Consider the following 22,078-nt stretch of genomic DNA (forward strand, 5'->3'; position numbering starts at 1 on the left):
CGCGTCAGTGCTTATAGGACGAGCCCAACGAATTTACACCTCCCATCATTGATTGGACTGAACTTATGAGCGCCAGCGGCCTACCTTTTGACGATTTCCGAGAATTGATCCGAAATCTGCCGGGGCCTGATCTCGGGGCGGAAAGGGCCGTTCGCGAGCGTGAAGCTACACTGACCAAGCCTGCCGGCTCGCTCGGACGCATGGAAGACATCGTGGCATGGCTTGCCGCATGGACTGGCAAGCGCACACCGCAGATCAATCGCCCGCTGGTCGCGGTGTTTGCTGGCAATCACGGGGTTACGGCCAAGAACATCACGCCATTTCCGCCAAGTGTCACGGCACAGATGGTCGAGAATTTCGCCGCCGGTGGCGCAGCCATCAACCAGATCTGTATTGCCAACGATCTTGGCCTGAAGGTTTTTGATCTGGCGCTGGAGCATCCAACTGGTGACATTACCGAAGAACCGGCCATGGATGAGCGCACCTGCGCCGCGACCATGGCTTTCGGCATGGAAGCGATTGCCGGTGGAACCGATCTCTTGTGCATCGGCGAAATGGGTATCGGTAACACTACGATTGCAGCGGCAATCGCGCTGGCACTCTTCGGTGGTACGGCGGAAGACTGGGTAGGGCCGGGCACGGGCTCAACGGGTGAACTGCTGCAGCGCAAGCTCGCCGCCGTTCGTCAGGCCGTAGCGCTCCATCAGGCACACCTACAGGACCCGCTGGAAGTGCTGAGCCGTCTCGGCGGTCGTGAAATCGCAGCCATGGCCGGTGCAATTCTGGCGGCGCGCATGGAGAAAATTCCGGTCATCGTCGACGGTTTTGTGGCAAGCGCTGCCGCAGCTATTCTCTATGCCGCCAATCCGGAAGCCATCGACCATTGCCTGTTCGGCCATGTTTCTGCCGAGCCGGGCCATCGCAAGCTTCTGGAGAAGATGGGCAAGCAGCCGCTTCTTGATATGGGAATGCGCCTTGGTGAAGGAACTGGTGCGGCGCTCGCAGCCAGTATCGTCAAGGCGGCAGCGCTGTGCCACAGCGGCATGGCCACGTTCGAACAGGCTGGAATATCCGGTTCGAAATAACGGTCACCGCATCGTCAAAAAAGCCCGCCATTTGGCGGGCTTATCATTTAAATCAAAGATTTAAGAGCGTCAGTTGTTGTCTTTGTCGAGTACCATGTAGTCGAGCGGCAATTCGGTGGTGTACTTGATCTGCTCCATGGCGAAGGACGAAGACACGTCGCGAATTTCGATCTTGCTGATGAGGCGCTTGTAGAAAGCGTCATAAGCGCCGATGTCCGGCACGGCTACACGAAGCAGATAATCCACATCACCGCTCATGCGGTAGAATTCGATGACTTCAGGGAATTCCTGAACCACTTCAGAAAAGCGCTTCAGCCATTCATGGCTGTGGGAGCTTGTGCGCACCGATACGAACACCGTCACCCGCGCATTGACGCGGATCGGATCGAGAATGGCGACACGGCGCTTGATGACGCCATCTTCTTCAAGTTTCTGGATGCGGCGCCAGCATGGCGTCGTGGAAAGGCCAACTTTCTTGGCAACGTCTGCCACCGCAAGTGTCGCGTCTTCCTGCAATAAGCGCAGTATCTTCCTGTCGAGCCTGTCCATGCGTTTCCGTTCCCGGTTTTAGAAATCGTTTCCCGAACTATGCGAATAGGTGAAACGTCATACCTTATGGTTCGCAATGATCCGAAGTTACAGGAAAAATATTCTGATGAAAACGAATGGAGTAAAAATTATTTATCGTCTTGGATGAGGTCTCGCACTTTTGCCTGAAGAACAGGCACAACTTCAGCATCGAACCATGGATTTCGCTTGAGCCAGCCGCTGTTGCGCCAGGATGGATGCGGCAAGGGCAGGGCGATTCGACCCGCCGGATTGGGTGTCTCCAAGAAATACCGCCAGTTCCTGACGGTTTCAGTCAGATTGCGGCCCCGATAGTCGGGCAGGTGATAGGCTAGGGCGTATTGTCCGACGACCAGAATGAATTCCAGCTGCGGCATTGCCGCGAAAACACGGTCATGCCAGGTCTGGCGGCATTCGCGGCGCGGCGGGAGATCACCGCCATGCTTGTCATAACCGGGAAAGCAGAAGCCCATCGGGACGATGGCAAAGCGTGACGGATCATAAAACTCCTCACGTGAGACGCCGAGCCATTGCCGCAGGCGATCGCCAGACGGGTCGTTGAACGGCAGGGAGGTGTTATGCACGCGAATGCCGGGAGCCTGACCGCAAATGGCAATTCTCGCTGTATCCGAGACGATGCAGACGGGATTGGGCTCGTGCGGTAGGGGCGGCGGAAACTGCGGTGTGTCGCGACAGATGCGGCAAGCCCGGATCGAGTGACTGAGTTCGTCCAGTTTTTCCATGAATACTATCAGTTTCGGGGCAGGATCATTTCGATGAAGGTTCGAATATGTTCCCTAATATAGGTAAAGCCATCGCCGATTACAGCCAGCAACGGTTCGCGGCCGGACGGCTGTTCAATTTCAAGATCGCGATGGTCCTTGCGCCATAGGGACGGTTGCTCAAACTGACCGGCCCAGATGCCAAGCCGGTTGCGGCGGGCATCGCGTTCCTCGCGCTGATAATCGCCGTAGGAGACGGCCCAGCCCTGTTCAACCATCCAGCGGTTGAGGTCGGTTTCCCCAAGATAACAGCGCGCCAGGTCGCGATTATACTGATCTCGTCCCTCTTTCTCGCACCGAATCGAGGACTTCCCGATTCTGGCCCGCAAGATATTGCGGGCTTCCTTGCCGCAATCGTAAGGGGTTCCTGCCCGAACACACTGCTGTTGCATCTCCGGTGCGTCGATACCCTTGAGACGTATATGTTTCTTGCTGAGAACGACAGTATCGCCATCAATCACATAGACCGGCCCGTTCAATGCCTCTTTAGGCGCCGATTGGATTGGCAGATAGGCGATAAGCACGGCTAAAAAAGAAAATAGTAATATAGTCAATAAGATACTGCGAAAGCTTATGCTGTTGCTTTTGCGAGCCAGACGATAGGGACGTCTGTAAGGGCGACGGTATTTGCTCATAGATAGCTTCGCGACTCCCCGGCATCCTTCATTTTGCGCAGACTGCGAGCTCCTGTCGCTGACGTCAACAAGAGCAGATTGTTGATCGGAACAACAGTCAGTTTGTTGTCAATTAGCAACAGTCTTTACCGTTGCTTTAGGTTAGAAAGAGCTCAGGCACATTTTGCCCATTTCCCGCCACAAACTGGCGTCACCGATCATGGAAAGGCAGAAGCCACCAAAGTATTGAGAGCTGTCAGGCTCCAGCAGGATAGGCAGGAATGACGAAGGGCGCGTTGTTGCACAGCAAACGGATTGGGAACAGGATCACCCCTGTTCGCGCACCCCTTATTCTTTCCAATGATGGTAAGGCTTTTTTCGGCCAAGATCGGGTCTCAGTCTTGACGAAAACAGCGTGCATTCTGTCCTCTATGAATGTTTCCTCTGAATGTGAAAGACCAGCGTTGTGATGCGTATCCGCAGTTTTTCATATAGCGCCCTTGCTATGGCTCTCGGCTTGGCCATTGCCTGTAACAGCGCCTTTGCTTTCGACCTTAATGACGATTCCGAAAAGTCGAGAAGCCCGTTTGAACTCTTCAAGTTCGGCTTTTCCGCATACAAGAATGGTCATAAGGACGAAGCGATCAAGGCACTGCGTTATGCTGCGGATCGCGGCCATCAGGGTGCGAAGTGGAAACTGGCCCGCATGTATGCCGATGGCGACGGCGTGCCGGAAAATGACTATGAAGCCTATAAGATTTTCGAAAAGATCGTTCGCGAAGGTTCGGAACCGGGTTCGGAAAACGACTCTTATGTGGCTGACGCTCTCGTGGCGCTTGCAGGCTATGTGAAGCGCGGCATTCCGGGCTCGCCGGTCAATGCCAATCCGGGTATGGCACGCAATCTCTATGTGCAGGCCGCCTCGAATTTCGGTGATTCCGCTGCCCAGTTCGAGCTTGGCAAAATGCTGCTCGACGGCGACGGCGGAGAACGCAATTCCATTCAGGCCGCACGTTGGTTCCAGCTTGCCGCCAAGAAGGGTAATGCCGGTGCGCAAGCCATGCTCGGCAACATGCTGTTTCAGGCAGGCAAGACCGTTCGTGGCCTCGCTATGATGACCGCAGCTTTCGAACGCTGCCCGACCGAAGATTGCCCATGGATACGCGATATGCAGGAGCAGGCATTCTCGATTGCCGGCGAAGCGGACCGTCGTAATGCGATTGCACTCTCCAGTGACTACGTCACCAAAGGCGACTTCTGATTTAGCTGGAAACGCTATGGTCTTGATTTAGCGTCAGTTCTCAGACCGAAAGCGTTATCGTCACCGGCACATGGTCGGATGGCTTCTCCCACGCACGAACGTGCTTTTCCACATCACTCGATATGAAACGATTGGCCGCCTCCGGCGACAGCATCAGATGGTCGATACGGATGCCGTTGTTCTTCTGCCAGGCACCAGCCTGATAATCCCAGAACGAGTAAATCCCGCTATCGTCGGTTGACGCACGGATTGCATCGGTAAAGCCCAGATTTTCAAGCCTGCGGAATGCCTGGCGCGATTGTGGCTTGAAGAGCGCGTCGCCCACCCACTGCTCGGGATTCTTGGCATCGTCCGGCTCGGGAATGACGTTATAGTCACCGGCAAGCACCAAAGGTTCTTCAAGAGCAAGGCGATCTTTCGCCCACAGCTCAAGCCGCTGCATCCACGAAAGCTTGTATGGAAATTTCTCCGTGTCCACGGGATTGCCGTTCGGCAGGTAAAGTGAAACGACGCGGACAACGCCCTTGTCCGTCGAGTAGACACCTTCGATAAAGCGCGCCTGCTCATCGCCATCGTCGCCGGGAAGACCGCGATTGACCTCATCCGGTGATTTCTTGGACAGAAGCGCGACGCCGTTGAAGCCCTTTTGGCCGTGTGTTTCCACATGATAGCCGAGCGCTTCAATCTCCAGGCGCGGAAACTGGTCATCGACCGACTTGATTTCCTGCAGGCAGGCAATATCGGGCGAGGACTCCTTCAGCCAGTGCTGGAGGTTCTCGATACGGGCTTTGACGCCGTTGATGTTCCAGGTCGCGATTTTCATATCGCTATGATTATGCGCTTGGGGAGGTGAGGGCAAGCAGGGCGCAATCGCGCGTCACAGCTTTTCATCGGCCACAATTTCGATATCCGGGGAAAAATCGGCTCAAGACTATTTGTATTGGCGGTTTTGCATTCCTATTTGCTCTGGACAGGAGCCAAACAGGAGATATTCGAATGTTCGACGCCAAGAAACTTCTCGAGCAGTTTCTGGGATCACAAGTACCCGGTACGTCGGGAAGTGTCCGCGACAAGGCCGGGCAGGTGACAGACCTGGCAAAAAAGAACCCGCTTGCAACGGGAGCCATTGCCGCCGCCATTCTTGGCACGAAGACCGGGCGCAAGCTCGCGGGCAATGTAGCGACCGTCGGCGGCATCGCTGCCATCGCCGGATTGGGATATCTTGCCTACAAAAATTACAAGTCCGGTCAGGCACCGCAGACGGCCGAACAGCCGGTCGCGAAGGAGCCCGAGCTTCTTCCTCCGCCCCCGGCCGATTCTCCGTTTCACCCGCAATCTCCCGCTATGAGCAACAGTTTTGCGCTGACACTCGTGCAGGCGATGATTGCCGCCGCCAAAGCCGACGGTCATATTGATGATGCCGAGCGGGCCCGCATCATGGAGAAGGTGAAGATTTCCGGTCTTGATGACGAGGCGGAAGCCTTCCTTGAGAAGGAGCTTGCCGATCCCGTTGATCTCAATGTTCTGGTTTCAGCCGCGCAGACTGAGGAGCAGAAGGTCGAGCTTTATACGGCTTCGCGTCTTGCAATAGACCCCGATAACAGGGCTGAACGTGGATATCTGGATATGCTGGCTGGTCGTCTCGGCCTGCCGGATGCCCTGGTGGATCATATCGAAGCGACGGTCGCTTCGGTAAAGGTTTGAGGCCGGTTGTGTTCCGGCAGCCATGAAAAAACCGGCCGCCACATGGCAGCCGGTTTTAAATCTTCTATTCGCGTATTCGCGCGCCCGTCAGATGGCGAAGCTGGTTCCACAGCCGCAGGCCGAAGTGGCGTTCGGATTGCGGATCTGGAACGACTGTCCCATCAGATCGTCGACGAAATCGATTTCCGAACCATCCATATAGGGAACTGAAATGGAATCGATCAGCACCTTGGCGCCGAGCTTCTCGATGACGATGTCGTCGTCGGTCTGCTCATCAACCAGATCGTATTTATAGGAGAAGCCGGAACACCCGCCGCCCTCGACAGAAACGCGAAGGGCAGTCTTTCCCGGTTCCGATCCGAGAATCTTGGCGATCCGCTTTGCTGCGGAATCTGAAACGGTAATGCCTGTCATCTGCCTTGTTCCGTTTGCAATTGCGAATATCGAACCGGGTGATTTCTCCAGATTTCCGATAGCCGCATACTTGCCTTCATGATTAGCTGATAGCTATGAACGCGAACTGCGGAAGTCAATATTCGCACCGGTTTTGTGTAATCATATTACAGTGAAGGATGCATCGCAATGTCGCTGGAAGGAATAGGCTTCGGTTATCGAGAACGCGCGCCCTATGCCTGTGGTCCTGCACGGAGCCGTGGTCGTCTGGTGCCAGAGCCGGAAAGCCCGACCCGCACGCCATTCCAGCGCGATCGCGACCGTATCATCCATTCCACAGCATTTCGTCGTCTGAAACATAAGACGCAGGTTTTTATCGCTCATGAAGGCGATCATTACCGCACGCGGCTTACGCATACGATAGAGGTCGCCCAGATTGCGCGTGCGTTGGCGCGCGCATTGCGGCTCGATGAAGATCTGGCCGAGGCGGTAGCGCTTGTCCACGATTTTGGCCACACACCCTTTGGCCATACGGGCGAGGAAGCGCTCAACGATCGCATGAAGGCGTTCGGCGGGTTCGACCATAATGCACAGTCGCTCCGGATCGTGACCAAGCTCGAACATCGATATGCCGATTTCGACGGGCTTAATCTCTCGTGGGAAACGCTGGAAGGGCTGGTCAAGCACAACGGGCCGCTGTTGGGCGCTCATGCAGCACATCCGGATGCCGCTGTTCCGTTGCCGATCCTCGACTTCAATAAACGCTATGATCTGGAGCTCACGCGGTTCGCCAGTCTCGAAGCGCAATGCGCGGCCATTGCCGACGATATTGCCTATAACGCTCATGACATCGATGACGGCTTGCGGGCAGGGCTTTTGAGCCTTGATGCGCTTGACGAAGTGCCGTTGACGAAACGCCTGCTCGATCTCGTGCGGGCGCGTTATCCCGATCTCGATCCCGTGCGAACCGGACATGAGCTGGTGCGCAGGCAAATCACCATCATGGTGGAAGATGTGATCGAGGAGGCCCAGCGCCGTCTGGCAGTGGCAAAACCGCAGAGCGTTGAAGATGTGCATGGCCAGTCGCACGCACTGGTGGCGTTTTCCGATACCATGCGCACCGACGAAAAAGTGCTGAAGCGGTTTCTGTTCAAGAACCTCTATTTCCACGACAGCGTCGTGGTGCGCAGACATGCCGCCGACAAGATATTGCAGGACCTTTTTGATACCTGTTTCACCAATCCGTCGATCATGCCGTCAGAGTGGCAATCGGGCTGCGAGACGCTGGATGAGGCGGCGCGGGCGCGGCGGGTCGCTGACTATCTTGCCGGGATGACTGACAATTATGCCGTGCGAGAACACCGACGATTGTTTGACCACACACCCGATTTAGCTTAATCGGGGGCCAAACGAAGCGGCATCTATCGGCAGTTTGACCGGATTCCGTACAGGATTAGAGCATTTCCAGCAAAAGTGCGAAGCGGTTTTGCGTCGGACAATGCGACAAAACAAAGCCCGGCGTAAGCCTGACAGGACAGACCATGAATATCTTTGCAGATTTCGACGCACGTATCAAAAAGACGTTGCAAGATATTGATCTGAAACCGAAAGACGGTGGCGATTTAGACCTTTCGCGCATCGGTGTCGAGCCGCCGCGAGATGCTTCCCATGGTGATATCGCAACCAATGCTGCGATGGTGCTCTCCAAGGCCGTCGGTCAGAATCCGCGTGAACTTGCCGGTCGCATCGCCGAGGCTCTTGCCTCGGATACCGACGTCGACACGGTTGATGTCGCCGGTCCAGGCTTCATCAATCTGCGTCTGAAGGCCACTTACTGGCAACGCGAACTCTCGGCGATGCTGAATGAAGGTAAGGATTTCGGTCGCTCCAAGCTTGGTGCAGGATCGAAGGTCAATGTCGAATATGTTTCGGCAAACCCGACGGGCCCGATGCATGTGGGCCATTGCCGTGGCGCAGTCGTGGGTGATGTTCTGGCCAATCTGCTGAAATTTGCAGGCTATGATGTGGTTAAGGAATACTACATCAACGATGCCGGTGCGCAGATCGATGTGTTGGCGCGGTCCGTCATGCTGCGCTACCGTGAAGCACTCGGTGAAAATATCGGTGAAATTCCGTCTGGTCTTTATCCCGGCGACTATCTCGTTCCGGTCGGGCAGGAGCTTGCCAAGGAATTTGGTTCGAAGCTTCTGGAAATGCCGGAAGCCGAAGCCCTTGCTCTCGTAAAGGATCGCACGATCGATGCCATGATGGCGATGATCCGTGCCGATCTCGATGCGCTCAACGTGCACCATGACGTGTTCTTCTCCGAGCGCAAGCTGCATGTTGATCACGCACGGGCGATTCGCAATGCAATCAACGATCTGACGCTCAAGGGCCATGTCTACAAGGGCAAGCTGCCGCCCCCGAAGGGTCAGCTTCCGGAAGACTGGGAAGATCGCGAGCAGACATTGTTCCGTTCGACGGAAGTGGGTGACGATATCGACCGTCCTCTGATGAAGTCCGATGGCGCTTTCACCTACTTTGCAGGCGACGTGGCCTATTTCAAGGACAAGTACGACCGCGGCTTCAACGAGATGATCTATGTGCTGGGTGCCGATCATGGCGGCTACGTCAAGCGTCTGGAAGCGGTCGCAAGGGCTGTTTCCGATGGCAAGGCGAAGCTGACGGTGTTGCTCTGCCAGCTGGTCAAGCTGTTCCGTGATGGCGAGCCTGTGCGCATGTCGAAGCGGTCAGGCGAATTCATCACGCTGCGCGACGTCGTAGATGAAGTCGGCCGCGATCCGGTTCGTTTCATGATGCTTTACCGGAAGAACGATGCGCCGCTGGATTTCGATTTTGCCAAGGTGACGGAGCAGTCGAAGGATAATCCGGTCTTCTACGTGCAATATGCTTCTGCGCGTTGCCATTCGGTTTTCCGTCAGGCTGCCGATCAGCTTGGCCTCGCCGATCTCGACCGAGTCGGTATGGCTGCGCATTTTGACAAGCTGACCGATGAGAGCGAAATTGCTCTTGTTCGCAAGCTGGCCGAATATCCGCGTCTGATCGAGGCTGCGGCCATTCACCAGGAGCCGCATCGGCTTGCTTTTTACCTCTATGATCTCGCCAGCGCGTTCCATTCGCAGTGGAATAGAGGCACAGAGAACCCGGACTTACGTTTTATTAAGGTTAACGATCCAGACTTGTCATTAGCCAGGCTAGGGCTGGTACAGGTTGTTTCCGATGTGCTGACTTCCGGATTGACGATAATCGGTGCGGATGCTCCAACGGAAATGCGCTAGAGTATAGTTCGAAGGTGAAAGCCTTTTGAGATGGATTATACTCGAAGAATGGTCTCCGCAGCTCACGGGCCGCACTATGTGGTTCGAGATGACTTCGGAGGTCAGGCGACTGTCACGAAGCTTTTCAGGTCGAAAGACTGATTGAAGGCAAAAGTTGGCAAGTCGAACAGGTGGAAGGCCATAATGAACGCAAGTCATTGGTCTTCCTTCTGGCGCAGGAAACTTCCGTCAACTTTTGCCCACATTGCCTCGCTACAAAGCAATGTATGGAGACGTCTTGCGACGTCCAGGGTTTGAGTTAGGAACACGCTATGACGGACAGCAGTGCAAATCCCCGTAATTACGGCGAGCGTCCGTTGCACGAAGACGATCCACTGATGGAACTGTCGCGGATCATGGACTTCGGCACGCCTGCTGATGACAACGTCGCTTGGAATGAGCGCCGACCTAGTTACTTTGAAGATAACCGGACAGAGCCGGGCTTCGATCCATCGCTGGATCTGGAGCGCGAATTGCTCGGTGACTTCAATGATTATTCTCAGCCTAAGGACCAGTCCCAGTTCGCAGCGACCCCAGCACAAGATGATTCTCATCTGTTGGATGAGCCTCTGATTCATGAGGAAGAACTTGCTTCGGCTCTGGAAGACGAGCTTGATCTTCAAATGGATGAAGATGAGCAGGCGCCGGAATTGGAAACGCCCTCATTCGAAGCACTTGAGTTCGAAGAAACTGACCGAACTGAACCTGTGCCGCAATTCGACTACAGTGATTATTCGGCTGCACGCGATTCGAACGAAGAGACCTATGTCGCATCGTCGTCGGTCTACGCTCGCCGGGAAACTGTCGAGCCGCTTCATGTCGATCAGACCGATTACGATCCGACCATCTATCAGCCAGCCATAGAGCCGCATCAAGAGGCTTATCAGCCTGCGCGCGATCATGATTGGAGCGTTCAGGCTGTTGAGCCTGCCGAACAGCCCTATGCCGCCGCTGCGCCGGTTTCGCTTGAGGACGAGCTGGAAAATCTCCTTTTCGGCGATGAGCCGCAGCCAGTGTCTCACGACGAGACCCGGTTTTCTCATGTCGCGCCGGCAGAGGAGCCCTACGTCCACCACGACGTGGTGCCGGTGCAGAATGTTGGATATCAGGACGAGACCGAGCTTGCAGATTTGCATTTCGATGATCTGCAGCTCGATGAGCCGGCTTATGATGCCGCACCACAGACGGCTGCACCCGTTGAAACCTATGCGCCTCAGCCTCAGGTCGTGCCTGCAGGATATCCGTACTATACGCGGAGCAATTTCTCCTCGGGCATCGCAGGGCAGGACGCAGTGGCGACAGCCCCACAGACCGACTATGCGCCGGTTACAGAAACAGCGCCTTCTCTTGGCGACGACGACGATTTCTCTTTCGACGACGATTTTTCGTTTGATGTTGAGGAAACAGCGGCTGCAATCGCTGCTGAAGGAACCGAAGACGATCTTTCGGAGCTGGATGAAATCAGCCTTTCGGAAGATGATTTCGGTTTCGAAACGTCCGGAGATGTTTCCAGCATTCAGGATGAGAACGCTTTCAGCGAAGATGATTTCTTCATGGAAGATGATCTCGATCTGAGCTCGGAACCTAAAGAAGAAGCCACCGCCTACGCACATGCGGTGCGTTCGGACGACGATTACCGTTCTTCATCGACTTCGTTCCAGCAGTTCGGCAGTGCTCATACGGCTGCGGTCAGCGCCCCGGCGCCCGAAGTCGAAACCTTGAGCGTGGCCGAAGAAAAGGTCGAGCAGACGCATTCCCTCGATTTACCGGAAATCAACTACGGCGAAGAAGAAGCCAACGCCGGTTTGACTGATCTCGAAGCCGAATTCGCCGAGGTCTTCAACACGGTTGGTGTGGATGAATCGGCAAAAACAGACGCACAGAGCGAAGCTGACAGGGCTTTTGAGGACATATTCCGCGAAAGCGCTTCGAGCTATCTGCCAAACACCGGCGCCAGCCTTGGTGCTGCCGTCGGTGCTGCAGCAGTGGGCGTCGGCGCTGCCGCAGCTGCGGGAGCGTATGGCCGCTCACAGGCAACAGCCCAGGCGCCAGCACAGCCAAAAGCCTCCAATCCGTTGGGCAATGAAGACGACTTCTATAACCATTGGGCAGCCCAGGGTGCACAGACCCTTGAAGGAGGCGACTTTGGCGAACGCGCTGCGATGCAGGCGGAGGATGATCTTGGCAGCGCTGCCGAAGCTTATCGTAATCGCCCGGTTCGTGGCCGTCGTGGTCTTATTCTGGCCAGCGTGGCCGGTGCGGCGGTGCTTCTTGGCGGGATCGGCTATCACTTCCTCGGAGGTAGCGGGTCCGGTGAGCCGGTCGTGATTCGTGCCGACAATCAGCCGATCAAAATGCAGCCGGAAAATCCGGGCGGTGCCACGGTACCGAACCAGGACAAGGCAGTTTATGACCGCGTTGCCGGTACGCTGCCGAACAATCCGGAACAAAAGTCTCTGATTACTTCCGGTGAAGAGCCAGTGGACATTTCCGGCACGGATGACAGCGAGAACATGGCGGACAATACGCCTGACGAGCCGCCAGTGACGAATAATGCTTCGGCCGAGAATCAGAACGCGAACCACAATGCGCCGTTGGTCCAGCCGCGCGAAGTGGAAACCATGATTGTTCGTCCAGACGGCTCTATTGTCCAGCCTTCTCCGGCTCCGCAGGAAACAGCCTCGCAGCTGCCACCAGCAAACACTGCTCAGCCGGCGGCTCCCGCCGGTGGTGATGAAATTGCTGCGCTGGCCGCTGGCAATGCACCGGCAGAACCGGCTGCGCAGACACCTGCACCGGCTCCTGTGGCACAACAGCCTGAGCCGGCTGCGGAAGCGCCGCGTCTTCCTGTCCGTGCTCCGGTGGTGCCATCACGGCCTGCCGAACAACCGGTCAACATCGTCGGCAATGTTCCGCAGCGCACGCAGGCCCCCGCTGCAACCAATCCTGCTCCGGCAGCGCCGCAGGTTGCATCGGCAGCAGGTGCAGGCGGTTATTTCATCCAGATTGCTTCGCAGCCATCTGCCGAGCTGGCACAGAAGTCCTATGCCAATATGGCCCAAAAGTATGGCAGCGTAATCGGTGGCCGCAGCGTCGACATCAAGCGCGCCGACATTCCGGGCAAGGGCACCTACTATCGTGTCCGTGTTCAGGGTGGTTCCAAGGAAGATGCATCCGCACTTTGCGGACGCCTTAAGTCCGCTGGCGGCAGCTGCTTCGTAACGCAGTGATTTGTCGGACATTGAATATGGAAAGGGCGGCCTCGGTCGCCCTTTTTCATGGTCCACTACCAAGCCTTGTTCTTTTCGGTTAAACCGGGGCAGGGTTGTTTGAGTACAGCATTTCCAGACAATTTTGGGGAAGAGCGCATGAAAGAGTGCAAGGCATGGATTGCCGGTGTGTCGGGAACGAAACTGACTGAGGACGAAATCGCGTTTTTCCGCGATGAAAGACCTTGGGGCTTTATTCTTTTGCGCGCAATGTCGAAAGTCTGGAACAGGTTTCCGAGCTGACGGCGCACATGCGCGACCTGACGGGCCGGCACCAGACGCCGGTTTTAATCGATCAGGAAGGTGGACGCGTGCAGCGCCTTCGCCCGCCGCTCGTTCCAAACTATCCTTCGGCCTCGGAAGTCGGTGCGATCTATGCGCGTGATCGGGAAGCAGGTCTGCGAGCTGCGTGGCTTCATGCCCGCCTGCATGCATTCGATTTGCTGAAGGTTGGTGTCAATGTGGACTGCCTGCCGGTTCTGGACGTACCCGTCGAAGGCGCACATGATGTTATCGGCGCGCGAGCCTATTCCAAGAACCCGCATGCGGTTGCAGAAATGGGGCGAGCTGCTGCTGAAGGCTTGCTTGCCGGTGGTTTGCTGCCTGTGATCAAGCATATGCCGGGGCACGGCCGTGCGTTTGCCGACACCCACAAGGAGCTGGCGCGTGTCACGGTTCCCCTGAATGAGCTGGTTGCGCATGATTTCGTGCCGTTCAAGGCGCTCAATGACCTGCCAATGGCAATGACGGCGCATGTCGTATTCGATTGCATCGATCCGCAACGCCCTTCGACATTGTCACCGACTGTCATCAACACGATCATTCGCGATGTCATCCAGTTCGATGGTCTTGTCATGAGCGACGACATTTCCATGAAGGCGCTTTCGGGCGGACTCGGTGACATTGCGGACGGCATCATCGGTGCCGGTTGCGATATGGTTCTCTATTGCGCAGGTGTGATGGAAGAACTGAAGCAGGTTGCAGCGCGTGTGCCGGTTCTTGAAGGCAAGGCGAAGCGTCGTGCCGATCTGGCGGAAGTCTATGCAGGCGATCCCGATCTTTCCGATGAGGACGAACTGCGCGCAGAATTCAACGCCATGTTCGAACTGATAGCGTAATCGTCAAAACTTGGTAAACTGACATCACCGGCGGGCTGATCCGCCGGTGGACCTTATCAGCAGGGAAACGGGTTTGGCGGCATCGGGAGCAGACACAGACGGCAAAGACGGCACGCTCGTGCCGATGGATGCGCTGTGGCAGGGCGATTCCGAACGTAGCGAAAGTGAACCGTCGCTTCTCATCGATGTGCAGGGGTTTGAAGGCCCGCTTGATTTGCTGCTCCATCTTGCGCGGAGCCAGCGCGTCGATCTCGCCCGTATTTCCGTTCTTGCGCTTGCAGAGCAGTATCTGGTGTTCGTGGAACAGGCACGCGCCTTGCGCCTCGAACTTGCGGCCGACTATCTCGTCATGGCGGCATGGCTTGCCTATCTCAAATCGAAGCTGCTGATCCCGAAGCAACAGGGCGATGATGGAGCGACCGGCGAAGAACTGGCTGCTTCGTTGCATTACCGTTTGAAGAGACTTGAAGCCATGCGCGATGCGGCGGCGAAACTCGTCAACCGCAACCGGCTGGGGCGGGATGTTTTTGCGCGCGGTATGCCGGAAATGGTCATGGTGGACAGGACCAGCCAGTTTTCTGGAACGCTGTACGATCTTCTTACCGCCTATGCTTCGCAGCGCCAGCGACAGGCCGTGTCGCAGGTGCAGATTGCCAAGCGCGCAGTCTGGTCATTGAAGGAAGCTCGTGTGGCACTCGTGCGTTTGATGGGATCGGTGGGCGACTGGATTTCTCTCGATCGCTTCCTGATCGATTATGCGCTTTCGCCCCGAGAAAGAGCTTCGGCGCTCGCGAGTTCCTTCGCCGCCAGTCTTGAGCTTGTGCGTGAAGGCAAACTGGAAGTCAGGCAAAACGCTCCTTTCGAGCCGATCTATATCCGGGCGACAGGAGATATCAGCGAATTGGATGAGGACGAGGATGTCTGAGGCGGAACGTCGAAATCTGGCTGAAATCGATAGTGACGACGATCAGATCGAAACGGAAGTTTCTGTCTTGACGCAGGGGCTTGCTGATCTTGCGCGCATTGTCGAGGCCATTGTTTTTGCGTCCTCTGAACCGGTTTCCGAACGCGCATTGGCTGAACGTCTGCCTGCCAATGTTGACGTCGCGCCAGTTTTGAAACATTTGCAGAAAATATATGAAACGCGCGGCGTGCACCTTGTTCAGGTTGGCAGTGCGTGGGCGTTCCGTACGGCACCCGATCTCGCCTTTCTTATGAGCCGCGAAGCTGTGCAGCAGCGCAAGCTGTCCCGCGCCGCGATGGAAGTGCTTGCCATCATCGCCTATCACCAGCCGGTCACGCGCGCCGAGCTGGAAGATATCCGTGGTGTGGAGACCTCAAAGGGCACACTGGATGTCCTCATGGAGACCGGCTGGATCAAATTGCGCGGACGCCGCCGTACGCCCGGTCGTCCGGTCACCTATGGCACGACCGACTCGTTTCTCGACCATTTCGGCCTTCCGGAAATCCGCGATTTGCCGGGACTGGAAGAGCTGCGCGGGGCAGGGCTGCTCTCGGCACGTATGCCATCGAGCTTTGCCGTTCCGGTGCCGAATATCGACCCGGATGAGCTGACAGAAGATGAAGAGCCGCTCGAAGATATCGATCTGGAAAGCCTTGGCTTGCTCGCCCCACGCGGTGAATAGTCTCAGTATGGCCTTTGGAGCCAATTTTATTTGTCGCAAAGCCGTTCACCGTCACACTTCTGTTTGAAAGATTTGTTGAAAGCGCTTAAATCGTAACTGGCATTGCAGGAACATGCCGCGCGTTCGCGGCAATGAGAGGAATAAAATGGGTAGCTTTTCCATCTGGCACTGGCTGATCGTCCTGGCGGTTGTCCTTCTTCTGTTTGGCCGCGGCAAGATTCCCGAGCTGATGGGTGATGTTGCCAAGGGCATCAAGAACTTCAAGCAGGGCATGTCCGACGAAGACGCCAAGGATGACGCGCGGGATTCGGGTCGTACGATCGACGCCAAGGCTGACGAAACCGTCAACGACGTCAAGAAAACCACCAAGTCCTGATCTAACGGATAAAGCATGCTGCGCACGTGCAAGCGCGCGCAGCATATTTTGCCATTTACAAGTGCGGTTTTCCGCCGAAAGACGGGACGCGCGCGCGAATTGCGCGGGGTATCAAGAATATGTTCGACATCGGTTGGTCTGAACTTCTGATTATTGCGATCGTGATGATCGTGGTGGTCGGTCCCAAGGATTTGCCGAAAATGCTGCGTGCATTCGGCAAGGCGACAGCGCGCATGCGTGCCACCGCCAATGAGTTCAAGCAGCAGTTCGACGAAGCCTTGAAAGAGGCTGAGCTTGACGACGTCAAGAACATCATCGACGAGACCCGCAAGCTCGACCCGCGCTCGAAGATCACGCAGGTATTCGATCCGATTCGAAGTGCGGGCGAGGATCTGCGCTCGGGCCTTCAGTCCACGTCTTCCATGTCTCCGGCGACACCCGAAAAAGTCGCTGAAGTGACGACGCCGGTTGATGCCGGTGGCGCACCGGTTCCGCCTGCTGTGGAAAAAGCCGCAGCGCCCAAGAAGGCGACCCGAAAGACTGCACCGAAGGCAGAGAATAAAGCGGCCGAAGTCACTGTAGCCAAAACGAAGGCTGCGCCGAAGGCGGCTTCCGTTGCAAAGCCTGCTCCCCGAAAGCCCGCAGCGGCGAAAGCGGAAACGGCAAAGGCTGGAACGGTCAAGGCTGCTGCCGCCACAACTGCCAAGAAGGCCACGAAGAAGACAGGAACCAAAGCGTGACACGCGACGAGGACGAAATCGAACAGAGCGCAGCGCCTCTGCTTGAGCACCTGATCGAGCTGCGCCGCCGCCTGATCTGGGCAATTCTGGCATTTTTCGTGGCATTTATTTTCTGTTTCGCTTTTGCCAAACAGCTCTTCAACCTGCTTGTCGTGCCTTATCAATGGGCGCTCGACTGGGCGGGCATGGATCGCTCGAAAGCGGAACTGATCTATACCGCGCCGCAGGAATTCTTCTTCACACAGGTGAAGGTGGCCATGTTCGGCGGCATCGTGCTGGCATTTCCGATCATTGCAGCACAGATTTACAAGTTTGTGGCGCCCGGCCTCTACAAGCATGAGCGCATGGCGTTTCTGCCGTTCCTGATTGCATCGCCGATCCTGTTTTTGACAGGCGGCGCGCTCGTCTACTTCTTCTTCACGCCGATGGTGATGTGGTTCTTCCTCGCAATGCAGCAGACTGGCGGCGCCGGTGAAGTGCAGATTTCTCTCCTGCCGAAGGTATCGGAATATCTGAGCCTTATCATGACGCTCATCTTTGCGTTCGGTCTGGTCTTCCAGCTGCCGGTGGTAACGAGCCTGATGGCCCGTGTCGGACTGGTGACGTCGGCTGGCCTGAAGGACAAGCGCAAATATGCAATTGTCATTGCTTTTGTCGTTGCAGCGGTCCTGACCCCGCCCGATCCGGCGAGCCAGATCGGCCTTGCCTTGCCAACAATCCTTCTCTACGAGATTTCAATCATCGTGGCTCGTATGATCGAGAAGAAGCGGGATGAGGCGCAGGAAGCTTCCGACGCTGAAAACAACGCTTCATCGTCCTGATTTGTCACTATGATTCTGTGAGGTCGCAGGTTGTGCGGCCTCGCTTCTGTTCAATTTCACGAAACGGCTTTTCCCATGCTCGACATCAAATGGATTCGCGAAAACCCTGAAACCCTCGACAAAGCGCTCGCCAAGCGTGGGGCTCAGTCGCTGTCGTCCGAATTGATGGCGCTGGACGAAAAACGCCGCGAATATGTCGGCAAGGTTCAGGCTGCGCAGGAGCGCCGCAATGCCGCTTCGAAGGAAATCGGCAAGGCCATGGCTGCGAAGGACGCGGCGACGGCTGACAAGCTGAAGGCCGAAGTTGCGGAGTTGAAGGATTTTCTTGCGCGGGCTGAGGACGAAGAGCGTCGCCTGACCAAGGAACTGAACGACGCTCTGTCGACCATTCCCAATATTCCGCTCGAAGACGTGCCACTCGGCAAGGACGAAAGCGACAATGTCGAAGTTCGTCGCGTCGGCAACCAGCGAAACTTTGCCTTTCAGCCGAAAGAACATTTCGAGTTGGGTGAGGCGCTCGGTTACATGGATTTTGAACGCGCTGCAAAGCTCGCAGGTTCGCGCTTTACCGTGTTGAAGGGGCCGCTTGCGCGTCTCGAACGTGCGCTTGGCCAGTTCATGCTCGACCTGCACACGATGGAACACGGCTATACCGAAACGATGCCGCCGTTGATGGTGCGCGATGAAGCTGTCTATGGCACGGGCCAGCTGCCGAAATTTTCGGAAGATCTGTTCCGCACGACGGATGGTCGCTGGCTGATTCCAACCGCCGAAGTCCCGCTGACCAATCTGGTTGCAGATGAAATCGTCGATACCAAGTCGCTTCCCCAGCGCTATACGGCGCTGACCCCATGCTTCCGTTCGGAAGCGGGTTCTGCCGGTCGCGACACGCGTGGCATGCTGCGCCAGCACCAGTTCCTGAAAGTGGAAATGGTGTCGATCACCGATGCCGACAGCTCGGTTGAAGAGCATGAGCGCATGACCGCCTGTGCAGAAGAAGTGCTGAAGCGCCTTGGCCTGCCGTTCCGCACCGTCGTGCTTTGCACGGGCGATATGGGCTTCGGCGCACAGAAGACCTACGACATTGAAGTATGGCTGCCCGGCCAGAACACCTATCGCGAAATTTCCAGCTGCTCGGTCTGCGGTGATTTCCAGGGCCGTCGCATGAACGCCCGCTATCGTCCGGAAGGCGAGAAGTCGACCCGTTTCGTGCATACGCTGAACGGTTCGGGTGTTGCCGTCGGTCGTGCGCTGATCGCTGTCATGGAAAATTATCAGGAAGAAGACGGCAGCATTCATATTCCTGAAGCATTGCAGTCATACATGGGCGGCCTCACGCGGATAGAGAAAGCTGCGTGAATCACATTTATTGATAAATGAAGGAGTGACGACGTGCGAATTCTGCTGACGAACGATGATGGTATCCACGCTGAAGGCCTCGCAGTTCTGGAGCGGATCGCACGCAAGCTCTCCGACGATGTCTGGGTTGTCGCTCCGGAAACCGACCAGAGCGGCCTCGCGCATTCGCTGACGCTGTCGGAACCGCTTCGCCTTCGCCAGATCGATGATCGTCATTTCGCATTGCGCGGCACGCCGACCGATTGCGTCATCATGGGTGTGCGCCACGTTCTGCCGGGTGCGCCCGATCTCATTCTTTCGGGCGTGAACTCCGGCGCGAATATTGCCGACGATGTCACCTATTCGGGTACGGTTGCCGGCGCCATGGAGGGCACGTTGCTCGGTGTGCGGTCTATCGCGCTGTCGCAGGAATATGAATATGAAGGCGATCGCCGCATCGTGCCGTGGGAAACGGCGGAAACGCACGCGCCTGATCTTATAAAAAAGCTGATGGAGGCAGGATGGCCGGAAGGCGTCCTGTTGAATCTTAATTTCCCGAACTGCGGTGCGGATGAAGTCAAGGGAACGCGCGTCACAGCTCAAGGCAAGCTCAGCCATGATGCCCGCCTCGACGAACGTCGCGACGGGCGTGGCTTCCCGTATTTCTGGCTGCATTTTGGTCGGGGCAAGGCGCCGGTTGCGGATGACAGCGACATTGCAGCCATTCGTTCCGATTGCATTTCTGTAACCCCGTTGCACCTCGATCTGACCGCGCATAAGGTTCGGGCAGAATTGAGCGCAGCACTTGGGGTTGAAGCATGAGGCAGGCAGCGTCTGAGCGCCCACGGCTTTCGGACAGAGAAGGATTCGCATCCTTCGTTATGCGAATGCGCGGGTACGGGATTGACGATCCGCGCCTTTTTGCAGCCATCGAGTCCACACCACGCCAGAGCTTTCTCGCGTCGTCATGGTCTCATCTTTCCTACAGCTCCCGTACTGCGCCGCTCGACTGCGGCGAGTACATGGAGGGCATTGATGATCAGGCTCGCGCCATCGCCGCGCTCAAGCTGGAACCCGGCCATCGTGTGCTGGAGATCGGAACCGGCTCCGGTTTCACGGCTGCTGTTATGTCTTCGCTCGCCGGTCGTGTCACAACGGTCGAACGTTATCGCAAGCTCTGCGACCACGCCTTGCAGCAATTCGTGTCGCTTAAGCGCGAAAACATCATGGTCAAACATGCCGATGGTCGCCATGGAATGCCGGGTGGCCCCTTTGACCGCATCCTGATCTGGCTTGCTTTCGACGAAGTGCCGCGTCATTTCGTTGATCTTCTGGCAACGCATGGCGTGCTGATAGCTCCGATCGGTCCGGGAGATGGTCGACAGATCATGACACGTATCGCCAAGGTCGGCAGCCGATTCGAGCAGGAGGACCTGATGGTGGTCCGCTATCAGCCTTTCATCGAGGGCGTTTCATCCGTTCTGTGAACGGAGCGCGTATCGATTCGTCAAAATGATGGCTATCAGGCTCTCTTTGGTAGTGCCAGGGAGGGCTTTCGGTCGCTTTGTGCGCTTATGGTATTTAATTGGTGAATCTTTTTTCGAAGATTTGCCGTTCTTAACCAGAGAGTAACATTAACGCGTTTTAATCACCTTACTGAGTTTCGAGTATGGGCGAGTTGAACATGCGTTTACAAATTTTGCAGCACACGTCTGAACGTCTCCTGCGGAATGTCGCGATCGTTCTGATTGCCGGTTTTGGTGCCGGGTGCAGTGCCGATACGATGCGCTTCACTGATGGTATCAGTACGGGCTCTACGTCCAGTCAGCGTGTCGCACAGCAGCCGGCTGGCGATCTTTATGCATCTGCGGCTCCCGTGGCTCCCGCATCGAGCGGTTCCGTTCAGCGCAATTCATTGCCTCCGGTTTCTTCGGCGCCGATGGCAGCACCGGTCGCGGCGGCACGGCAGTCGGTTCAGGCTCCGGTCGCAGCGGCATCCAATAACATTCAGAATCAGGTCGGGCAGGCGCAGGACATGGCCGCAAACCGTGTGAACAACACGGTCAATGCAGCAGAAACCAAAGTCGCCAGCGCAGCAACATCTACGCGCAACACCGTAAATGGTGCGCAGGAAAAGGTTCTCGGGCAGCTTCCGGCGAACCCAGCCATGCCCCGGCCAACGGATAATAATATCGCGGTTGTCCCGCAGGCGCCTGCCGTCAACGGCAAGAAGCCGTCGGCGAACGATATGGCTTCGGCAGGCGCAAATGCTACGACGCCGCCAGCGCCGAACGGCACCTACACGGTTAAGAGTGGTGATTCGCTCTTCTCCATCGCGCAGAAGCACAATGTTCCTGTCGAGCAGTTGAAGAAGGCAAACGGTCTGTCGAACGGCGCTATCCGCGTCGGACAGGCGCTCGTCATTCCTTCTGCTGCAGCGGGCAATGCAACGCAGGTCGCAGCGGTTTCACAGCCTCCGGAAAACCCGGCCAAGGCTGCCGCACCAGCCGCCAACGCCGATGTGAAGCCTTACACGCCGCCGCAGGCGAGCAACAAGGTGATCGAAGATGCCGAAAAGGATCAGGCGGCAGCGCCTTCTTCCACCGGTATTTCACAGATGCGCTGGCCGGTACGCGGCCGTATTCTCGCAAGCTTCGGCCAGCGTGACGGTACATCGGTAAGCGACGGTATCGACATCATGGTTCCGGAAGGCACATCGGTGAAAGCTGCTGAGAACGGCGTCGTCATCTATGCCGGTGACGGTCTCAAGGAGTTCGGACAGACCGTTCTGATCCGCCACGACAATGGCCTCGTCACCGTTTATGGTCACAACAGCCAGATACTGGTTCAGCGCGGACAGAAGGTTCGCCGTGGCGAAGAAGTTGCAAAATCGGGCATGAGCGGCAACGCGAAATCCCCGAAGCTGCATTTCGAAGTGCGCAAAAATTCGGCCCCGGTCAATCCTTCCAAGTATCTGGAATCGTGACAAAAATCTAATAATGAAAGAAGGCGGGCCAAAAGCCCGC

General features: G+C 56.5%; 20 protein-coding genes and 1 pseudogene. 16 read left to right on the plus strand and 5 right to left on the minus strand.

What is annotated here, in order from left to right; genetic code table 11:
• Positions 1-65: 65 nt before the first annotated feature.
• The gene (gene cobT, locus LJ361_RS04835) at positions 66-1,085 is read left to right on the plus strand and encodes a nicotinate-nucleotide--dimethylbenzimidazole phosphoribosyltransferase (protein WP_029924973.1); all 1,020 of its coding nucleotides are present in this window, start codon (positions 66-68) and stop codon (positions 1,083-1,085) included.
• A gap of 69 nt (positions 1,086-1,154) precedes the next feature.
• Here the strand turns inward: cobT and LJ361_RS04840 are convergent, their stop codons facing one another.
• The 3 genes from LJ361_RS04840 to LJ361_RS04850 form a co-directional block, all read right to left on the minus strand.
• Positions 1,155-1,634, minus strand: coding sequence for an Lrp/AsnC family transcriptional regulator (locus LJ361_RS04840; protein WP_010661230.1), 480 nt, complete (start codon positions 1,632-1,634; stop codon positions 1,155-1,157).
• A 128-nt stretch (positions 1,635-1,762) separates the two neighbouring features.
• Entirely contained in the window at positions 1,763-2,404 is a 642-nt protein-coding gene (locus LJ361_RS04845) for a uracil-DNA glycosylase family protein (protein ID WP_029376248.1), read from the minus strand.
• Positions 2,404-3,069, minus strand: coding sequence for a thermonuclease family protein (locus LJ361_RS04850; protein ID WP_029924970.1), 666 nt, complete (start codon positions 3,067-3,069; stop codon positions 2,404-2,406). The genes LJ361_RS04845 and LJ361_RS04850 overlap by 1 nt, the downstream gene beginning before the upstream one ends.
• A gap of 448 nt (positions 3,070-3,517) precedes the next feature.
• On the opposite strand from LJ361_RS04850, the gene LJ361_RS04855 reads away from it, so the two are divergent.
• Complete coding sequence (locus LJ361_RS04855) at positions 3,518-4,309, plus strand: tetratricopeptide repeat protein (protein WP_010661233.1); 792 nt, start codon at positions 3,518-3,520, stop codon at positions 4,307-4,309.
• 40 nt (positions 4,310-4,349) lie between these two features.
• Here LJ361_RS04855 and xth read toward each other — a convergent pair whose 3' ends face one another.
• Positions 4,350-5,132 (minus strand): exodeoxyribonuclease III, encoded by a 783-nt coding sequence (xth, locus tag LJ361_RS04860; RefSeq protein WP_010661234.1) that lies wholly within the window; start codon positions 5,130-5,132, stop codon positions 4,350-4,352.
• A gap of 173 nt (positions 5,133-5,305) precedes the next feature.
• On the opposite strand from xth, the gene LJ361_RS04865 reads away from it, so the two are divergent.
• Positions 5,306-6,013: a tellurite resistance TerB family protein gene (locus LJ361_RS04865; protein ID WP_010661235.1), complete on the plus strand. Its 708-nt coding sequence runs from the start codon at positions 5,306-5,308 to the stop codon at positions 6,011-6,013.
• Positions 6,014-6,100: 87 nt separating this feature from the next.
• On the opposite strand, the gene erpA is transcribed toward LJ361_RS04865, so the two are convergent.
• Positions 6,101-6,427, minus strand: coding sequence for an iron-sulfur cluster insertion protein ErpA (erpA, locus tag LJ361_RS04870; protein WP_006471759.1), 327 nt, complete (start codon positions 6,425-6,427; stop codon positions 6,101-6,103).
• 168 nt (positions 6,428-6,595) lie between these two features.
• Between erpA and LJ361_RS04875 the strand changes: the two genes are divergently transcribed.
• The 13 genes and pseudogenes from LJ361_RS04875 (at position 6,596) to dipM (ending at position 22,038) form a co-directional block, all read left to right on the plus strand.
• A complete protein-coding gene (locus tag LJ361_RS04875; protein ID WP_264812802.1) occupies positions 6,596-7,804 on the plus strand; it encodes a deoxyguanosinetriphosphate triphosphohydrolase in 1,209 nt (402 codons plus the stop codon).
• A gap of 143 nt (positions 7,805-7,947) precedes the next feature.
• Positions 7,948-9,705: an arginine--tRNA ligase gene (argS, locus tag LJ361_RS04880; protein WP_029924963.1), complete on the plus strand. Its 1,758-nt coding sequence runs from the start codon at positions 7,948-7,950 to the stop codon at positions 9,703-9,705.
• 311 nt (positions 9,706-10,016) lie between these two features.
• Positions 10,017-12,974: an SPOR domain-containing protein gene (locus LJ361_RS04885; protein WP_264812804.1), complete on the plus strand. Its 2,958-nt coding sequence runs from the start codon at positions 10,017-10,019 to the stop codon at positions 12,972-12,974.
• 138 nt (positions 12,975-13,112) lie between these two features.
• Positions 13,113-14,131: pseudogene (gene nagZ / locus LJ361_RS04890) on the plus strand (beta-N-acetylhexosaminidase).
• 73 nt (positions 14,132-14,204) lie between these two features.
• The gene (locus tag LJ361_RS04895; RefSeq protein ID WP_010661240.1) at positions 14,205-15,056 is read left to right on the plus strand and encodes a segregation and condensation protein A; all 852 of its coding nucleotides are present in this window, start codon (positions 14,205-14,207) and stop codon (positions 15,054-15,056) included.
• Positions 15,049-15,777 (plus strand): SMC-Scp complex subunit ScpB, encoded by a 729-nt coding sequence (gene scpB / locus LJ361_RS04900; protein ID WP_012092214.1) that lies wholly within the window; start codon positions 15,049-15,051, stop codon positions 15,775-15,777. Before LJ361_RS04895 ends, scpB begins: the two co-directional genes overlap by 8 nt.
• A 145-nt stretch (positions 15,778-15,922) precedes the next feature.
• A complete protein-coding gene (locus LJ361_RS04905) occupies positions 15,923-16,153 on the plus strand; it encodes a twin-arginine translocase TatA/TatE family subunit (protein ID WP_010661242.1) in 231 nt (76 codons plus the stop codon).
• A gap of 119 nt (positions 16,154-16,272) precedes the next feature.
• Positions 16,273-16,893 carry a Sec-independent protein translocase protein TatB gene (gene tatB, locus LJ361_RS04910; protein WP_036564045.1) on the plus strand — a complete coding sequence of 207 codons (621 nt, stop codon included), beginning with the start codon at positions 16,273-16,275 and terminating at the stop codon, positions 16,891-16,893.
• Positions 16,890-17,714: a twin-arginine translocase subunit TatC gene (gene tatC / locus LJ361_RS04915; RefSeq protein ID WP_012092212.1), complete on the plus strand. Its 825-nt coding sequence runs from the start codon at positions 16,890-16,892 to the stop codon at positions 17,712-17,714. Before tatB ends, tatC begins: the two co-directional genes overlap by 4 nt.
• Before the next feature lie 75 nt (positions 17,715-17,789).
• Positions 17,790-19,073: a serine--tRNA ligase gene (gene serS, locus LJ361_RS04920; protein ID WP_029924954.1), complete on the plus strand. Its 1,284-nt coding sequence runs from the start codon at positions 17,790-17,792 to the stop codon at positions 19,071-19,073.
• A 33-nt stretch (positions 19,074-19,106) separates the two neighbouring features.
• Complete coding sequence (surE, locus tag LJ361_RS04925; protein ID WP_071633074.1) at positions 19,107-19,874, plus strand: 5'/3'-nucleotidase SurE; 768 nt, start codon at positions 19,107-19,109, stop codon at positions 19,872-19,874.
• Complete coding sequence (locus tag LJ361_RS04930; protein ID WP_012092209.1) at positions 19,871-20,539, plus strand: protein-L-isoaspartate(D-aspartate) O-methyltransferase; 669 nt, start codon at positions 19,871-19,873, stop codon at positions 20,537-20,539. Before surE ends, LJ361_RS04930 begins: the two co-directional genes overlap by 4 nt.
• Before the next feature lie 182 nt (positions 20,540-20,721).
• Positions 20,722-22,038: a cell division endopeptidase DipM gene (gene dipM, locus LJ361_RS04935; protein ID WP_043062152.1), complete on the plus strand. Its 1,317-nt coding sequence runs from the start codon at positions 20,722-20,724 to the stop codon at positions 22,036-22,038.
• Positions 22,039-22,078: the final 40 nt, after the last annotated feature.

Origin of the sequence: Brucella sp. JSBI001, from assembly GCF_026014005.1 — a bacterium.
Taxonomy (GTDB): domain Bacteria; phylum Pseudomonadota; class Alphaproteobacteria; order Rhizobiales; family Rhizobiaceae; genus Brucella; species Brucella anthropi.

Coding starts and splice junctions, on each gene's coding strand:
- serS (WP_029924954.1), top strand. CDS start 17,790: ATGCTCGACATCAAATGGATTCGCGAAAACCCTGAAACCCTCGACAAA.
- cobT (WP_029924973.1), top strand. CDS start 66: ATGAGCGCCAGCGGCCTACCTTTTGACGATTTCCGAGAATTGATCCGA.
- LJ361_RS04840 (WP_010661230.1), bottom strand. CDS start 1,634: ATGGACAGGCTCGACAGGAAGATACTGCGCTTATTGCAGGAAGACGCG.
- LJ361_RS04865 (WP_010661235.1), top strand. CDS start 5,306: ATGTTCGACGCCAAGAAACTTCTCGAGCAGTTTCTGGGATCACAAGTA.
- scpB (WP_012092214.1), top strand. CDS start 15,049: ATGTCTGAGGCGGAACGTCGAAATCTGGCTGAAATCGATAGTGACGAC.
- xth (WP_010661234.1), bottom strand. CDS start 5,132: ATGAAAATCGCGACCTGGAACATCAACGGCGTCAAAGCCCGTATCGAG.
- LJ361_RS04855 (WP_010661233.1), top strand. CDS start 3,518: ATGCGTATCCGCAGTTTTTCATATAGCGCCCTTGCTATGGCTCTCGGC.
- tatB (WP_036564045.1), top strand. CDS start 16,273: ATGTTCGACATCGGTTGGTCTGAACTTCTGATTATTGCGATCGTGATG.
- LJ361_RS04885 (WP_264812804.1), top strand. CDS start 10,017: ATGACGGACAGCAGTGCAAATCCCCGTAATTACGGCGAGCGTCCGTTG.
- LJ361_RS04875 (WP_264812802.1), top strand. CDS start 6,596: ATGTCGCTGGAAGGAATAGGCTTCGGTTATCGAGAACGCGCGCCCTAT.
- LJ361_RS04930 (WP_012092209.1), top strand. CDS start 19,871: ATGAGGCAGGCAGCGTCTGAGCGCCCACGGCTTTCGGACAGAGAAGGA.
- LJ361_RS04850 (WP_029924970.1), bottom strand. CDS start 3,069: ATGAGCAAATACCGTCGCCCTTACAGACGTCCCTATCGTCTGGCTCGC.
- dipM (WP_043062152.1), top strand. CDS start 20,722: ATGGGCGAGTTGAACATGCGTTTACAAATTTTGCAGCACACGTCTGAA.
- LJ361_RS04905 (WP_010661242.1), top strand. CDS start 15,923: ATGGGTAGCTTTTCCATCTGGCACTGGCTGATCGTCCTGGCGGTTGTC.
- argS (WP_029924963.1), top strand. CDS start 7,948: ATGAATATCTTTGCAGATTTCGACGCACGTATCAAAAAGACGTTGCAA.
- erpA (WP_006471759.1), bottom strand. CDS start 6,427: ATGACAGGCATTACCGTTTCAGATTCCGCAGCAAAGCGGATCGCCAAG.